Origin of the sequence: Cryptosporangium minutisporangium, from assembly GCF_039536245.1 — a bacterium.
GTDB classification, from domain to species: domain Bacteria; phylum Actinomycetota; class Actinomycetes; order Mycobacteriales; family Cryptosporangiaceae; genus Cryptosporangium; species Cryptosporangium minutisporangium.
In genome coordinates, this window is sequence record NZ_BAAAYN010000025.1 from 96612 (window position 1) to 112630 (window position 16019).

Sequence of the window (16019 nt, forward strand, 5' to 3'; positions counted from 1 at the left end):
GCGACGGGCAGGCTACCGCCTCCCTCGGACACGGCTTCGTCCGCGGTGGCGGGTGCGGGCGACGCGGCGGCGGACGTCGTCGGTGCGGACGCCGCGGGCGGACGGCGGCCCCAGAGGTCGATCGTGTTCAGCGCGGGCGTGCGGGCGATCACCGCGGTGAAGCTGACCCGCTCGCTCGCCGCCATCAGCCCGATCAGCCCAGCGCCGACCGCGGCCCGGCCCGGTCGGCCCAGGTGGGCCACCGCGGCGACGCCCAGCAGCGCGCCGATCGCGTTCGCACCGGCGTCACCGAGCATGCTGCGCTCACCCAGGTCGTCCGGGAGCGCGGCGAGTGCGGCACCGCTGACCGCACCCGCGACCGCGGCGGCGGCGTCCCGGCCCTCGCCGACCGGTCGGCCGGGACCGGCCAGCAGCGGGCCCGCGGCCAGCAAGCCGACCTTCAGCGCGCGCCCCGGGCGCAGGTCGAAGAGGTTCACCACGTTGGCGGCGCCGGCGATGACCGTGGCCGCCAGCGCGGTGTCGACGGCCACGCCGAGCGGTGACCGCGAGGGCCGACCGGATCCGCGGCCGGACCCGACGGCTCCGGAGCCCAACAGCGCCCCGGCCACCAGCGCGCTCGCACCGACCCCGGCCACCTTCACCGCACCGGCACTGACCCGGCCCGCCCGCAGGGCCCGCAGGTGGCCGCGGAAGCCCTTGTCCGCACGCTGCTCGGGCCGGGCGCCCACGATGTCGTCGTACGCGCCCACGACCGCGGACCCCAGCCCCGCCACCGCGGCCGCCACGGCGATCCGGCGGTTCACCCCCGACTCGGGCGCGCCGAGCGCTGCGCCGAGCACGGCCGCGAACGTCGCACCGAGCGCCACCGCGGGCCCTTCAGCGAGCGTCACCGGCTCACCACGGTGGTTGGTGCGGGCCAGCGCCGCGGTCAACGACGCGGGCAGCCGGGTGCCGGCACGCTGCAGGGCGCGGGTGGTCACCGCTGCCACGGCCGCGGTGCCGATGCGACGTGCGGGTGGCACGTGTCCTCCTCGTCAGCCAGCTCTCCGCGGAGACTGTCGATCAGCGACTACTCAGCTGCTCAGCTGCGGAGCGTGGGGATCCGCGCGGTCGCACCGCTGCCGGTGCCGTAGTGCCCGGCACGGCCGGTGAACTGCTCTATCAACGCCATGGCAGTGGCCACCTGCCCCTCCGCGAGTGACACCCCGTCCACGGTCGAGATGGTCTTCGCCAGCGTACCGTCGTCCCGAACCGCGGCGACCGGGTTGCCCGCCCCGGCGGCGGTGGAGGCCGCGACCACCATCTGCCCCGCGACCACGTCGAACTGCTTCACCACGTTGAGGAACGCCTCGTTGCGATCCTCTCCGTCGCTGCCGCTCTCCGGCGCGCCGGAGACGAACACGACCGCCGGTGCGGGCACCGTGCTGACCTGACCGTCCAGGTCGAGGACGCCGAGGCTCTCGTACCCGGTCAGGATCGTCGTGCGGGCATCCGGGGTGATCCGCGCCTTGCTCTGCAGCAGGACGGTGGCGAGCAACGCCGACGCGGTCTCCACGCCGACGCCGTTGTTCGGCAACGTGGTCACCCCGGCGGGCGTGAGGCGGGCGGCCAGGTCCTGCAGTGCGTCGTCCTTGTTGGGGTCGGTGAAGTCCTTGCGAAGCCGTACCTGGCCGGTGATCGACGCGCCGGCCATCTTCAGCATCTCGACGACCCGGTCACGGTCGTCGTTGTCGGCCGTCGGGCCGCTGACCACGAGCACCGACCGGCCGGTGAGCTTCCCGGCGAGCAGCGCGGGCGCGATCTGCTCGACGAATTGGTCCTGCGACGCCGCTCTCGCCTGCAGCTCCTCCACTTGGTCACGGAGCTGCCCGTTGCTGTTCCGCAAGCCGCTCACCTGCTCGGAGATCTGGTTCTGCACGGTGCCGTTGAGAGCGGCCGTACCGAGCACCAGGCCCACCGCGAGCGCGAGGAAGACCGCGGTCAGCGAGACCACGTGGTACCGGAAGTTGATCACGAGAAGAGCCTCTGCAGCTGGAAGACCAGGTTGTCCCACTGCTCGGCGAGCAGTTGCAGGGAGGTGCGGCCGACCGTGGAGATCGCCAGCGCCGCGGCCATCGCGCAGAGCGCCGCGGCGATCAGGACGAACAGTGACATCGAGGACACTCGTTGCCGGTAGAGTCGGCTGACTCCCTTGGCGTCCACCAGTTTCCCGCCGACTCGCAACCGGGTCAGGAACGTCGACGCCATCCCGGCGCGTCCCTTGTCGAGGAACTCCACCAGCGTGGCGTGCGTACCGACCGCGACGATCAGCGTGGCTCCCCGCTCGTCGGCGAGCAGCATCGCGATGTCCTCGCTGGTCGCCGCCGCCGGGAAAACCACCGCGCGGACGCCGAGCCGGTCGACACGGGCCAGGCCGGGCGCGCGACCGTCCGGGTAGGCGTGGACGACCACCTCGGCGCCGCAGCGCAGGACGTCGTCGGAGACCGAGTCCATGTCGCCGACGATCAGGTCCGGCGTGTAACCGGCCTCCACCAGCGCGTCCGCACCACCGTCGACACCGATCAGCACCGGACGGAACTCGCGGATGTAGGAGCCCAGCACCTCCAGGTCCTCGCGGTAGTCGTACCCGCGCACGACGATCAGGCAGTGCCTGCCGTCGATCGGCGTCCGGATCTCCGGCACGCCGACGCCGTCGAGCAGGAGGTCGCGCTCCCGCTTCATGTACTCCATCGTGTTCGCGGCGAACGCCTCGAGCTGTACCGAGAGCCCGGCCTTGGCCTCGGTCATCGCGGCGGCGACGGTCTCGGTGTCCTGCCGCTGGCCGGTGCCGACCAGCTCGTCGCCGAGGTAGACGGCGGCCCCGTCGATGCGGATCCGCTGGCCTTCCCGGACGTGGTCGAAGATCTCCTGGCCGACCGCGTCGACGAGCGGGATGCCCGCGCCGACGATCACCTCGGGTCCGAGGTTCGGATAGCGGCCGGAGATGCTCGGCGCGGCGTTGATCACCGCGGAGACGCCGGACGCGACGAGCGCGTCACCGGCGACCCGGTCGATGTCGACGTGATCGATGATCGCGACGTCGCCGGGCTTCAGCCGTTGCGTCAGCCGCTTGGTTCGGCGGTCGAGACGCGCGGGCCCTGCCGTGGCGGAGTCACCGTCGGCAGCGCGGGGGCGTCGGAGAGTCGGGAGGCGCATCCCTTGCATCCTCTCATCGCATGCCACTCGGTTCCGCAACGACGCGCCCTCACCGACCGAACCCCCACAAAGGCCACTAATCGCCGTCCTGGCCTTCCGGGGCGCAGAAGTGCGCCGGTGAGCGCCCGCTGCTCGGGCGCCCGCGAGGCGGGCTAGAAGTCGTCGAGCATCCAGGGCGCCGGTCCCGCGAAGGCCGCCGCCAGCCGCGCGAGCGCCGCCGGATCACCGTCGGCGAGGCCGGCCGAGGTCAGCGCCGCCGCCCCGGCGTACCCGGTGAACACCGCCGCGAGGCCCCGGGCACTCACCGTCACTGCGCCGGTGCCTCCCGGCGTCAGCGAGCCCTTGCCGTCGCCGACCGACAACTGCCACCGCCCCTCGTTCCACGGCGCCTGCGGGTCGACGATCTCCAGGTCGACGTCGGCGGCGAGCGGACCGAAGCCTCGCCCGGCGACCGCCGCGGGTGCGTCCACGATCCGCAGCATCCACGGCTCGTGCCGGGTGTAGGCACCGCGCGGCAGCCCCAGCCCACCGATCACCGGGTCGCCGACCCGGATCCGGGTGTTGCCGATCGAGGTCTGCCACGAGCCGGCACAGGTCAGCAACGCGTCCCGGACGTCCGGCCGGTCGGCGATCAGGTCGTGGACCGCGAGCCGCGGCGCCGCGTCCGGGAAGTCCTCCCGGCTCCAGCTGACGTAGCCCGCGTCCACACCGTCGACCGACGCGATCACGACGCCGTCCAGTTCGGCCAGCTTCGCGAGCGTGAACGCCGGTCCGGTGCGGGTCAGCGGGCCGACCGCCGTCCGCACGGCCGCGGTGTAGAGCCCGTGCACGGCCGCCAGGTCGTCCTCGGCCGGCTCGGCGCGGTCGAGCGCCCGCAGCGCCACGTCCGTGGTGTGCCCGGCCCCTGCCGGTCCGGACGCCCCCGCCGCCGTCAACCGAGCCGCAGGCAGATCGATCTGGGCGAGTACGCCGGCGACCTCCCAGCCGAACGACCGGTAAGCGGGTGGGATCGACGGGTACAGCGCGCTCACCGGCTGACCGTCGGAGTGCATCTGCTCGATCGCCCGCATCAGCAGCGACCGGGCGACGCCCCGCCGCCGGGCGTGGGCCGCGACCGCCACCGCCGAGATACCGCCCATCGGCAGCGCCCGCCCGGCGAACCACTGCTCGTACGGCACGATCGACGTGACGCCCAGCAGGTCGCGCCCGTCGACGGCGGCGAACACCGCGGCCGTGTCGACGCTCCGCCGGTAGCGGGCGTCCCGGTCGTCGTTCGTACCGCCGCCGGGGGAGCCACCGAACGCGTTGCGCAGCAGGTGCGCCCCGGCCCGGATCAGCCTCTCGTCGCCGGCCGCGAGCCGCACGATCTCGATCATGCGACCGCGTCCTTCTCCGCCCGTGCGACCGCGAGCAGCTCCTCGGCGTGCGCGATGCCCAGGTCACTGTCGTCCAGACCGGCGAGCATCCGGGCCAGCTCCCGCGGACGCTCGGCCGCCGAGAGCGATCGCAGCCCACTGGTGGTGACCGATCCGTCCGAGTCCTTCACGACGACGACGTGGTGATCGGCGAACGCGGCGACCTGCGGCAGGTGCGTGACGACCAGGACCTGGTGGGTGCGCGCCAGCCGGGCCAGCCGCTTGCCGATCTCGACCGCGGCCCGGCCGCCGACCCCGGCGTCCACCTCGTCGAAGACCATCGTCGGCGGACCGCCCGCGCCCGCGAACACCACCTCGATCGCGAGCATCACCCGGGACAGCTCACCACCGGACGCGCCGCGGTGCAGGGCCAGCTCCGGCGCGCCGGGGTGCGACACCAGCCGCAGCTCGACGTCGTCGACTCCGTCCGGACCGACCGCGAGCCGTCGTCCGTCCACCACCACCGACGGGGTGTTCGTCTCCGCGGAGACCTCGCGCTGGGTGACCGCGGCGACGACCCGGGCGTGTGGCATCGCCAGCCCGGTGAGCTCCGCGGTCACCTGCTCGCCGAACCGCTGGGCGGCGCCCGACCGGGCCGCCGAGAGCGTCGCGGCCGTGCCGGCCAGCTCGGTGGCCGCCTCGTCGCGCTTGGCCCGCAGCGCGTCCAGCGCCTCCTCGGAGGTGTCGAGATCGGCCAGCTTCGCCGCGGCCTCCTGGGCCCAGGCGAGCACGCCGTCGATCGTGTCGGCGTACTTGCGGGTGAGGCCGGCCAGCTGGGCGCGCCGTTCGTGGACCGCGGCCAGCCGGGCCGGGTCCGCGTCGAGGCTGTCGGTGTAGGAGGCCAACTCGGTGCCGAGCTCGCCGCAGAGCGCGGCCAGCTCGTCCGCCCGGCGAGCGGCGTCGGCCAGTACCGCGTCGTGACCGCCCACAGCGGACAGCGACCGCCGGACGACGCCGAGCAACGCCGCGACGTCCGCGCTCTCGGCGTCCATCGTCGGGTCACCGGCCAGCGCCTGGTGCGCGGTGTACGCGGCGATCCGCAGTTCCTCGGCGTGCTCCAGGCGTCTGGACTCGGCTTTCAGCTCCTCGTCCTCGCCGGGCAGCGGGTTGACGGCCTCGATCTCGGTCAGGCCGAACCGGAGTGCGTCGGCTTCCTGGCTGCGCTCGCGCGCGTGGTTCGTGCGGTCGATCAGCTCGGTGACCAGCGCCCGCCACGCCCGGTACTGCTCCTGGCAGCGCGCACGCAGCTGGGTGACCTCCTCGCCGGCGTACCGGTCGAGCGCACCCCGCTGCTCGGCCGCCGAGAGCAGCCGCAGCTGGTCGGATTGGCCGTGCACGGCGAGCATCTGCTCGGCCAGCTCGCCGAGGAGGCCGACCGGCACCGTGCGCCCGCCGACGTGGGCGCGCGACCGGCCTTCGGCGGCAACGCTGCGAGCCAGCAGCAACGTGCCGTCCTCGTCGGGCGCGGCGCCCGCTTCGGCCACCCGGTCGAGCACGAGCTTCTGCGCCGGGTCGTCGGGGACGAAGCGCAGCCGCCCCTCGACCAGCGCTCGACCCGTGCCGCGGCGGACACGGCCGGCGTCGGCGCGGCCGCCGAACAGCAGGCCGAGGCCGGCGACGACCATGGTCTTGCCGGCACCGGTCTCCCCGGTGACGACGGTGAATCCGTCAACGAGCTCCAGCGTCGCGTCTTCGATGACGCCCAGTCCGGTGATTCGGATTTCCTCCAGCACGTCGCCGAGGCTACCCAGCCCCACCGACATCAGGAGCACTGCGGCCGGAACGGGCCGCTTCAATTCGGTCGGCGCGCGCTGCTTCGGCGTCCCCGCGCCAGCCCTGCACCGGCAGCCCGAACTTCGCCACCAGACGATCGGTGAACGGCCGCGGGCTCATCCGGACCACCCGCACCGGATCGCTGCCGCGGCGGATCACCGCACGGCTGCCCGGCGGCATCTGTACGACCCGCTGCCCGTCGCACGACACCACGGCCGGGACGCCGTCCGAGAGCACCTCGATGATGATCGTCGAGGTCGGAGCCGTGACCAGGGGACGGGCGAACAGTGCGTGGGCGCTGATCGGCACGACCAGCATCGCCTCCACGTCCGGCCACACCACCGGGCCACCGGCGGAGAACGCGTACGCCGTCGAGCCGGTCGGCGTCGCGCACACCACGCCGTCGCAACCCCACCGGGACAGTGGACGCCCGTCGATCGAGACCATCACCTCGAGCATCCGCTCGCGCATGGCCTTCTCGACGCTGGCCTCGTTCAGCGCCCAACTGTGGGCGATCGAACCGTCCGGACGCCCGACCGTGAGGTCCAGCGTCATCCGCTCGTCGACGACGTAGTCGCCCTCCACCACCCGGCGGACGGTCTCGTCGAGGTGCTCGGCCTCGGCCTCGGCGAGGAACCCGACCCGTCCGAGGTTGATGCCGAGCAGCGCGGCTCCGGCCGGCCGGGCCAGCGCGGCCGCGCGCAGTAGCGTGCCGTCGCCGCCGAGCGCGAACACGATCTCGGCGCCCACCGCGGCCTTCTCGTCCGGCCGGACGACCGTCGCGTCGATGTTGAGATCGGGCGCCTCGTCGGTCAGCACCCGCAGGCCGAACCCCGCGTCGGCGAGCTGGGCCGCCACCCGGCGGGCGTGGACCACGTTGAGCGCCCGACCGGCATGCGTGACGAGCAGTGCCTGCCGGCTCATGCGCTCTCCCCTGTTGCGCTCATGGCGCTGGTGCCTCCTCGACCGCTGTCCTGACCGCCGCGGGATCGACCGCCGGAGCGTCCCGCCGCAGCCAGAGGAAGAACTCGACGTTCCCGGACGGGCCGGGAAGCGGGCTCGCGACCACCCCGGCGACGCCGAGGCCCATCGTCGCAGCCGTCCCGGCGACCCCGAGCACCGCCTCGATCCGCAGCTCCGGGTCGCGGACCACACCGCCGCTGCCCAGCCGCTCCTTGCCGACCTCGAATTGCGGTTTCACCATCGGCACCAGGTCGCCGTCGGGCTCGGTGCAGGCAGCCAGCGCGGGCAGCACCAGCCCGAGCGAGATGAACGAGAGGTCGGCGACGGTCACCGCGCACGGGCCGCCGATCACGTCCGGGGTGAGCGTGCGGACGTTCGTCCGGTCGACGACCGTCACCCGCTCGTCGGTCTGCAGCGACCAGGCGAGCTGCCCGTACCCCACATCCACCGCGACGACGCCCGCGGCACCCTCCCGCAGCAGGACGTCGGTGAAGCCGCCGGTGGAGGCACCGGCGTCCAGGCAGCGGCGGCCCTTCACCGTGAGACCGTGCGGCGCGAACGCGGCCAGCGCGCCGACGAGCTTGTGCCCGCCGCGCGAGACGTACCGCGGACCCTCGTCCACCGCGACGGTGACCGCGCTGGCCGGATCGACCGCGGTCGCCGCCTTCGCGGCGACCCGGCCGTCGACCTTGACCGCACCGGCGGCGATCAGCGCAGCGGCGTCCTCGCGGGAGCGCGCGAGGCCGCGGCGTACCAGTTCCGCGTCCAGACGTGTGCGTCGCGCCACGGTGCCTCAGACTCGCGGGGTGGTGCGGTGGGGCACGCTCAGCTCCCGTCGACCGCTGCGAGCGTGTCCTGCAGCGTCCGGTGCACCGTCTCGTAGGCGGCGACGTGCTCGGCGATCGGACGCTCGTCCAGGTCGTCGAGGTGCGCGAGGACGGCGGCCACCTGCTCCTCGGCGGCGGCGCTGTCGGCCACCAGGGAGGGGGAAGGCGGGCCGGGCTTCGGCGCGGGCGGCGGACCGGGCTTCGGTACCGCCGCGCCGAAGCCCTGGCTGTCCTGTTCGGACGTCACGAGGCGGTCGGCCCGTCCGCCGGCGCCGCGCCGTTGTCGCTCTTGGCTGGCGTGGTCTTGGCGGGCGTGGTCTTGGCGGGCGTGGTCTTGGCGGGCGTGGTCTTGGCGGGCGTGGTCTTGGCGGGCGTCGCCTTCTCCGGTGTCGCCTTCTCCGGCGCCGTCTTCGCGGGCGTCGTCTTGGCCGGGGCGGTCTTGGCAGGCGTCGCCTTCTCCGCCGTGGCCTTGGCGGCGGTGGCCTTGGCCGTGGTGCTCTTCGCCGCGGTGGCCTTCGTGGCCGAGGACTTGGCCGGCGCGGCCTTGGTGGCCTTCGTGGCGGCTGTGCGCTTGGCCGGCGTCCGCTTGGTGGGCGTCGCCTTCTCCGCCGTGGCCTTGGCGGCGGTGGCCTTCGCCGTCGACGCCACCGAGCCCGCCTCCGCAGTGGACGGCGCCGGTGCCGCGAACGCGGGCTTGGCCGGAGCGGCCTTCGCCGACGTCGTCTTCGCGGGCGTCGTCTTGGCCGGCGTCGTCTTCGCGGGCGTCGTCTTCGCGGCCGTGCTGTTGGCCGGGGGCGTCTTCGCCGGTGCGGCCTTCGCCGCCACCTCAGCAGGGGTCGGGGTCGCCTTGGCCGCGGTGGTCTCGGCCGCCGTGACCGCCGCCGCGGACGCCGGGGTCTCCGGAGTCGGCGTGCTGGTCGCCGAGGACGCCGGTGCGGTGGCGGACGCGGTGGGCGCGGCCTTCGTCGGCTCAGCCTTCACCGGCTCAGCCTTCGCCGGAGTCGGTGCGGCCTTCGCTGCCTTCGCCGGAGTCGCCTTCACCGCGCTCTCCAGCGCGTCGCCCTGCGTCCCACCGGCCGAGCCGATCGCCGGGACGGCCTTGACCGGGGCAGGCGCCTTCGCGGGAGCCGTTGCCTTTGCCGGCGCGGGCGCCTTCGCCGGGGCCGGGCTGGGAGCCTTCACCGGCGCGGGCGTCGCCTTCGCGGCCGTCGCCTTCGCGGCCGTCGCCTTCGCGGCCGTCGTCTTTGCCGCGGTGGCCTTCGCCGTCGACGTCGCCGGGGACTCCGCCGCCGGCACGCGCTTCGCGGGCGCTGCCTTCGCGGCCTTCTTGGCGACCTTCTTCGCCGCCACCTTCTTCGGCTTGCCGGTCGTCGCCGCGGCACCGGCCAGCGGGTCGCCGTGCGCGCCACCGGCCGTCTCGGTGGAGGGCACCGCGCCGGCAGCCTCCGCCTTCGACAGCGCTGCTTCCAGCTCCTTGATCCGCGTGGTCAGCTGGCCGACCTCGTCGGCGGTGGCCAGGCCGACGCGGTTGAGCGACTTCTCGATCTCGGAACGGATCAGGTTGAGCAGAGCCTCACGGTTCTGGTGGCTGATCGCCAACAGGTCATCGGTGAGCGCCTGGATCTGCTCGACGGTGGCACCGCCGCTCTTCGCCAGCTTCTTCGCGGCGGCCTTCGCACGCTTCTTCGGCACCTCGGTCAGCCCTGTCGCGAGGGCGAGGTAGGTCTTCAGAGCATCCTGCATTGGGTAGACACCTTCCGCTGCGCCGCGTTGGCCCACGCGGCCGAGTCACCCCACGCTACCCGTACGTCCGGCCGACGAGCACACCGCCGCCGCTGGCGGGCGCGCGCCCGCGGCCAGAATCGCACGTCCCGGCCGTTCCGATCGACCACATCGGCCGGACACGCCGAGCCCGCCGCGCCGCATCCGGGCCGCGAACGTGCCCGCGCCGTCGCAGCCCGGCGGGAGCCTCCGAGGTACCGTCCGTCCGGGGCGAGGAGCCCTCCATACCCACGAACGGAAAGGATCGGCGACGAATGGCGACGCTGGACGAGTGCCGCAAGGCGCTGCAGGACGTGGCCGACCGGATCGCGTCCGGCGACACCGGCGACCGGCAACCGCCGAAGCTCGACCGCTCGCTCGCCTGCCGGATCACCGACCTCGGCACCGGCTTCCACGGACGGCTGGCCGGCGGCACGATCCAGGACCTCGCCGACGGCGACGACCCCAAGGCGCAGATCGCATTGACGCTGAGCAGCGACGACCTGGTGGCGCTGAGCCGCGGCGAGCTCAACTTCGCCAAGGCGTGGGCGAGCGGCCGGATCAAGGTGCAGGCGGGAGTCCGCGACCTCCTTCAGGTCCGCAAACTCCTCTAGTGCACGGCCCGGCGAAGGGCGAGCCTGACGGACGAGCGCGAGGCCTCGAGACCACCCAAGGTCGAGGCGGCCTCGCGCTCAACTGCCAGCCTCGTCCTCGCCGGGGCTCGACGTCAGAACGCTCGCACCTGGCGGCGCCCCTGATGGTTGTCGCGCTCCCCGGGCACCACCCACGATGGTTGTCGCCCTCTCCGGGCACCACCCACGATGAGTGTCGCCCTCCCCGGGCACCACCCACGATGAGTGTCGCCCTCTCCGTGCCATGGCACGGGATCCGCGACAACCATCTCTCGACCACCCGGAAACGGCGACAACCAACCCCCGCCGACAGCGTGCTCGCCAAGGACTCGTGCCCAGCACTGAGGACTTCCGCCGGCGGATACCCGCCGCCAGGACGGCGGCATCGTGATCGTCGCCCGAAAAGCGCGTTTTTCGGGCAGTCAACGTCACCCCGCAGGCCCCGACGTTGACTTCCCGAAAATCAACTCACCGCCGCCCGGATGCCGTTGGCTTTGGGGAAACGGCCGCGCTAGCCGGTCAGAGGCCTAGCGCACGCAGCGCCGCCGCAGCGGCGTCGCCCTCCGCTTCGACGTTCGATGGCCCGGCCCACTCAGCGGAGTCCGCACCCGGTAGGGCCCACGCCGCCACGGCCAGCGCGCGCAACGCATCCACGTCGGCACCGGACGAGCCGGACGCCCCGCCGGCCGACCGCGACGAGTCCGACGAGCCGCCCAGCACCAGGCCCGCACCGTCTGCCCGCACCGTCCACCCACCGCACGCCGCACCGTCCGGCGCCGACGTGACCTCCGGGTGCGGTTGAGCCAGGCCACGCAGGTCCGCCGCCAGGTAGGTGGGCCGCTCCCCCGGACCGGCGGAGAGCAGCTCCCGCGCCTCGGTCACCCCGGTGAGCACCAGCAGGCTGTCCGCCCCACCGTTCACCGCCCCCGCGATGTCGGTGTCGAGACGGTCCCCGACCACCAGCGGCCGCTGCGCACCGGTCCGCCGCACCGACTCCTGGTGCAGCCGGGGATGCGGCTTGCCCACCACGACGTCCGGCTCCCGGCGCACCGCCGTGACGAGCGCCGCGACCAGCGCACCGTTGCCCGGCAGCGGACCCCGCGACGACGGGATCGTGAAGTCCCGGTTCGTCGCCACCCACAGCGCGCCCTCCCGGAGCGCCACCGCCGCCTCGGCCAGCTGCTCCCAGCCGACCTCCCGCGCGTACCCCTGCACGACCGCCGCCGGCTTCTCGTCCGCCGACCGAACCGGCCGCAAACCCACGTCCGCGACCTCATCCGCGAGCCCTTGAGCCCCGACGATCAGCACCGAAGCACCTGCGGGCAACTCCTCGGCCAGTAGGGCCGCCGAGGCCTGCGCCGCGGTGACGACCTCGGCCTCGGAGCCCTCGATCCCCACCTTCGCCAGCAACGCCACGACCACCGGCGCACGCCGGGACGCGTTGTTGGTCACGAACCCGATCCGCATTCCGGCCGCCCGAGCCGCGGCAACGCCGTCCGACGCGAACGCAACCGGCTCTTCCTGCAGGTAGAGCACGCCGTCCAGATCGAAGAGCGCCGCGTCGTACCGTTCGGTCAGCGGTGTCTCGCTCCCCCGCAGTCCGCTCACCGGACCTCGCCGTTCGGCGCGTCGTCGTCGGGCGCCCCGTCGCTGCGCTCGATGCCGCGGAGAAGCTCCTCGAGCTCGGACGGCACGTTCAAGTCCGAACTCCGGGGCATCGGCTCGTCCTCCGGAACACCGGCGGTCGCCGGGCCACCGACCGGGTCGACCGCGTTCTGCGCCCGCGCGTTGCGCAACGCGGTCGCGTAGTGGTGGTCGTGCGGCTTCATCGCCACGGCGAGCGACAAGTGCTCGACCGCCGCCTTCGGATCCCCCGACCGCAGCGCCGCCAGCCCCAGCCCGAACAACGCGTAGTCGTCCGACGGATGATCCGCGACAATCTGCGCGAACAGCTGCCGGGCCTCCTCGTACTGCTGGGCGTCGAACAGGGCACGGGCCAGCGTCTCCCGTGCCGCCCGCGAGCCCGGCTCGGCCGCGAGCGCCCGCTGCAACAGTTGCGCGGCCGCCGCCGCGTTGCCCTGCCGCAGCAGCTCCTCGCCGCGACGGAACCAGTCGTACGCTTCACCGGTCGGCGCGCCGTGATCCGGCGTCTCAGTCATGCGTCAGCCTCCGAAGTCGTTCCAACCGCTGGCGGCCGCCCCCGGCCGCCACAAGCGGGGTTTCACCCCGCGCGACCGTCCCCGCCATCGTGGTTCTCTCCATGGGAGAACGACGCCGTCGGGCTGGGCACCGCACGATCCGGAGGGAGGGCCGGCCCCGTCCCGGCGGAACTCGAGTCCCCGTCGGCGCCTGACCCCCCGGGGACGTCGTCGTCCGCGTCCTCGTCGTCGCTCTCGTCGGTAGCGGCGCCGACGAACACTGCCTCCGGAACCGCCACGGCGAGCTCCCCGCCGGTCGGCCCCTCGACCAGGTCGTCGGCCCCATCGGTCGGCCCCTCGACCAGGTCGTCGGCCCCATCGGTCGGCCCCTCGACCAGGTCGTCGGCCCCATCGGTCGGCCCCTCGACCAGGTCGTCGGCCCCATCGGTCGGCCCCTCGACCAGGTCGTCGGCCCCATCGGTCGGCCCCTCCACGAGGTCGTCGGCCCCATCGGTCGGCCCCTCGACCAGGTCGTCGGCCCCATCGGTCGGCCCCTCGACCAGGTCGTCGGCCCCATCGGTCGGCCCCTCGACCAGGTCGTCGGCCCCATCGGTCGGCCCCTCGACCAGGTCGTCCTCGGCCTCGCCGGTCTTCCCCTCGAGGAGGTCGTCGTCGGCCGCGGAAGCCGTCGCGTCGTCCCCGACGGCGTCTTCCGTGTCGGCAGCGGTTCCCACGCCGTCCTGCTCACTCGCGAGCGCGGACGCGTCGTCATCGGCGTCCTCCTCGTCCACGAGCTCCGAGCGACCCGCGGCGAGGGTGTCCGGCTCCACGACGTCGTCCTCGTCGGCGGCGCGCACGGAATCGTCGTCGCCGAGAACGTCGTCGGCGTCCTCCTCGTCGAGGAGCTCCGAGCCGTCCGCGGCGAACATGTCGTCCTCGTCGGTGAAGAGGAAGCCGTCGAGGTCGAGCACCCGCTCGCCCGCGTCGGTCACCCCGTCGGCGTCCACGTCCGCCGCCTGGACGAACCACTCGCGGGCCTCGTCCGGACGCCCGGCGGCGAGCAGCAGCTCCGCGTAGGCGTACCGCAGCCGCGCCAACCACGACACGGTGCGCTGGGTCCGCAGCTCCGGCACCTCGAGCGACGCGATGGCCCTCTCCAGGTCTCCCTGGTCCTGCCGCGCGCCGGCGGCCACGATCAGCAACTCGGCACGGGTCTCGGTGTCCAACCCGGCTGCCTCGGGGCTCCCGGCCAGCTCGATCGCCTTCTCGGGACGCCCGAGGGCCCGCTCGGAGTCGGCGATCACCGCCAGGTGAACGTCCGACCCGGTGAAGCGCCGGAAGGCCCGCAGCTCCGCGATCGCCATGCGCCACTCGCCTGCGTGATACGCGGCCAGGCCGACCGCTTCCCGCACCGACGCCACGCGTGCGGCCTGCAGACGGGCCGCCTGCGCGTGCTCCAGCGCACGAGCCGGGTCCGAGTCGAGGAACCGGCCCGCGGCCACGAGGTGGCGGGCGACGGTATCGGCCGCGCCCTTCGGCAGCGCACGGAGTTCGGCGCGGACGTCACGGTCGAGGTCGCGCACCTCGATGTCGGCGGGGATGTCGGGGCCGACCGGCCGCGGACGTCCCGTCGCCCCCACCACGATCGGCCCGCTCGACCCGGGTCGCGTGGGCCGACCCGACGACGGCCGCCCGGAGCCACCTCGGCTGTCGGGGCGCCCCGGCCGCTGCCGGTCGCCGTACGAACCGCGGTCACCCCGCGGCGGACGGTCCCCGCTGTAGGCCGGCCGATCACCGCGACCACCACGGTCGCCACCAGCGGCGGGGCGGTCGCCACGCGGCGGACGGTCGCCGTAGGACGGCCGGTCTCCACGGGCGGGCCGGTCGTCGTAGGATGGCCGGTCGCCACGCGGCGGCCGATCGCCGGACGGGCGGTCGCCACGGGCGGGGCGGTCGCCGTAAGACGGGCGGTCCCCTCGGGCCGGCCGGTCACCGTACGAGGGCCGGTCACTACGCGGCGGCCGGTCACCGGAGGAGGGACGGTCACCACGCGGGGCGCGGTCGCCGTAAGACGGACGGTCACCACGCGGGGCGCGGTCGCCGTAAGACGGACGGTCGCCACGGGCAGGCCGGTCACCGGAGGACGGACGGTCGCTTCGCGACGGCCGGTCGCCGTACGAGGGACGATCACCGCGGGAGCCGCGCTCACCACCGGTCGATGGGCGCTCACCCCGCGACGAACGGTCGCCGTAGGACGGTCGATCGCCACGCGGCGGTCGGTCGCTCGAGGAGTTCTGGTCCCCGCCGCGGTAGGACGGTCGGTCACCGCGCGAGTTGCGGTCGCCGTGGGACGGGCGGTCACCCGAGGAGTTCCGGCTGCCGCCGTAGGAAGACTGGTCACCGTCGCGCGGCGGACGGCCGGTACGTGGTCCGCGGGCCTGCTCGCCGTCCCGGCGTTCACCGAAGCGCTGAGGACGGTCGTCGGAGCGCTGACCCCGGAAACCAGCCCGGTCACCGTCTTCGGCCCGAGCGCTGCCCTGCGGACGGCCCTCGCCGTGCGGACGGCTGCCCCGAGACCAGCTGGCACCCGGCGGACGCGTGCCCCGGGCGCCACCGCCGCTGGGTGCGCCGCCACGTCCTCCGCCGGCGCCGTGCCCGCCCTGGCCGCCCGGCCGCCCCTGACCGCCGTTGCCGCCCGCGCCCCCGGCGCGGAACGGGCGTCCCTCGCGGTCACCGCTGCGGCCGGGAGTGCTACCGGGTCGATCGGATCGCCGCGAGTCGCTGTCGCCGCCGCGCTCCGGGCGCTCACCGGTAGGCCGGTACGGACGCCGCTCGCCGCGCTGATCACCGGAGCCTTGTTCGCGATAACCGCCGCCACCACCGGCCCGTGGACCAGACGGCCGTCCGGACCCCGACGGACGGCCCGACCCGGACGGACGTCCGCCGCCGGAGTAGCCCTCGCCGCGGGACGCCTGGCCGCGCGCATGACGGCCGGCAGCCGGGGCTCCCGCACCGGGACGCCGCTCACCCCGAGGGGCTCCGCCTCGTGCGTCCGCGCGGTCGCCGCGCCGGTCGTTCCCGCGCGCGTCTCCGCGTCCGTACCCGCCTGCGTCGGCCACTCTGCACCTCCGGTTCACAACGTACTGGGCGCGGCCGCCGGACCGTTCCTGCGGGGCGTCACCGCCCGTCGCTTCGGATACCCGGCCGGCGCCGAACAGTCCCCCACAAAGCAGTAACGCCGCTACCGACCCCGGACCCGAAAACGGGTTTTCCAGGGCCGATAACGGCGTCACTCAACGTAAAGTCCGGCGGCGT

The 16019-nt window shown here is 74.2% G+C and carries 13 protein-coding genes and 1 pseudogene; 3 read left to right on the plus strand and 11 right to left on the minus strand.

What is annotated here, in order from left to right; all coding sequences use genetic code 11:
• Positions 1–101: 101 nt before the first annotated feature.
• The 8 genes and pseudogenes from ABEB28_RS20520 to ABEB28_RS20555 all read right to left on the minus strand — a co-directional run.
• A pseudogene (locus ABEB28_RS20520) lies at positions 102–1022 on the minus strand (hypothetical protein); the annotation flags it as partial.
• A 59-nt stretch (positions 1023–1081) separates the two neighbouring features.
• On the minus strand, positions 1082–2014 hold the full coding sequence (locus ABEB28_RS20525) for a copper transporter (RefSeq protein ID WP_345729774.1): 933 nt from the start codon (positions 2012–2014) through the stop codon (positions 1082–1084).
• Positions 2011–3195 (minus strand): putative cytokinetic ring protein SteA, encoded by a 1185-nt coding sequence (gene steA / locus ABEB28_RS20530; protein WP_345729775.1) that lies wholly within the window; start codon positions 3193–3195, stop codon positions 2011–2013. The genes ABEB28_RS20525 and steA overlap by 4 nt, the downstream gene beginning before the upstream one ends.
• A gap of 152 nt (positions 3196–3347) precedes the next feature.
• Complete coding sequence (locus tag ABEB28_RS20535; protein WP_345729776.1) at positions 3348–4571, minus strand: GNAT family N-acetyltransferase; 1224 nt, start codon at positions 4569–4571, stop codon at positions 3348–3350.
• Positions 4568–6343, minus strand: coding sequence for a DNA repair protein RecN (recN, locus tag ABEB28_RS20540; protein ID WP_345729777.1), 1776 nt, complete (start codon positions 6341–6343; stop codon positions 4568–4570). The genes ABEB28_RS20535 and recN overlap by 4 nt, the downstream gene beginning before the upstream one ends.
• Before the next feature lie 10 nt (positions 6344–6353).
• Positions 6354–7307: an NAD kinase gene (locus ABEB28_RS20545; protein WP_345729778.1), complete on the minus strand. Its 954-nt coding sequence runs from the start codon at positions 7305–7307 to the stop codon at positions 6354–6356.
• Positions 7308–7326: 19 nt separating this feature from the next.
• On the minus strand, positions 7327–8133 hold the full coding sequence (locus ABEB28_RS20550) for a TlyA family RNA methyltransferase (RefSeq protein WP_345729779.1): 807 nt from the start codon (positions 8131–8133) through the stop codon (positions 7327–7329).
• A gap of 38 nt (positions 8134–8171) precedes the next feature.
• Complete coding sequence (locus ABEB28_RS20555) at positions 8172–8420, minus strand: hypothetical protein (RefSeq protein WP_345729780.1); 249 nt, start codon at positions 8418–8420, stop codon at positions 8172–8174.
• A gap of 96 nt (positions 8421–8516) precedes the next feature.
• Here ABEB28_RS20555 and ABEB28_RS43180 point away from each other — a divergent pair, with 96 nt between their 5' ends.
• Entirely contained in the window at positions 8517–9896 is a 1380-nt protein-coding gene (locus tag ABEB28_RS43180; protein ID WP_425558980.1) for a hypothetical protein, read from the plus strand.
• Positions 9897–10209: 313 nt separating this feature from the next.
• The gene (locus ABEB28_RS20565) at positions 10210–10548 is read left to right on the plus strand and encodes an SCP2 sterol-binding domain-containing protein (protein ID WP_345729782.1); all 339 of its coding nucleotides are present in this window, start codon (positions 10210–10212) and stop codon (positions 10546–10548) included.
• A gap of 537 nt (positions 10549–11085) precedes the next feature.
• On the opposite strand, the gene ABEB28_RS20570 is transcribed toward ABEB28_RS20565, so the two are convergent.
• The 3 genes from ABEB28_RS20570 to ABEB28_RS20580 all read right to left on the minus strand — a co-directional run bounded on the left by ABEB28_RS20570 (position 11086) and on the right by ABEB28_RS20580 (position 14347).
• Positions 11086–12165 (minus strand): HAD-IIA family hydrolase, encoded by a 1080-nt coding sequence (locus tag ABEB28_RS20570; protein WP_376981851.1) that lies wholly within the window; start codon positions 12163–12165, stop codon positions 11086–11088.
• 5 nt (positions 12166–12170) lie between these two features.
• Complete coding sequence (locus ABEB28_RS20575; RefSeq protein WP_345729784.1) at positions 12171–12725, minus strand: tetratricopeptide repeat protein; 555 nt, start codon at positions 12723–12725, stop codon at positions 12171–12173.
• 62 nt (positions 12726–12787) lie between these two features.
• Positions 12788–14347 carry a tetratricopeptide repeat protein gene (locus tag ABEB28_RS20580; RefSeq protein WP_345729785.1) on the minus strand — a complete coding sequence of 520 codons (1560 nt, stop codon included), beginning with the start codon at positions 14345–14347 and terminating at the stop codon, positions 12788–12790.
• Between the two features lie 702 nt (positions 14348–15049).
• Between ABEB28_RS20580 and ABEB28_RS20585 the strand changes: the two genes are divergently transcribed.
• Positions 15050–15940, plus strand: coding sequence for a hypothetical protein (locus tag ABEB28_RS20585; RefSeq protein ID WP_345729786.1), 891 nt, complete (start codon positions 15050–15052; stop codon positions 15938–15940).
• The last annotated feature ends 79 nt before the right edge of the window (positions 15941–16019 follow it).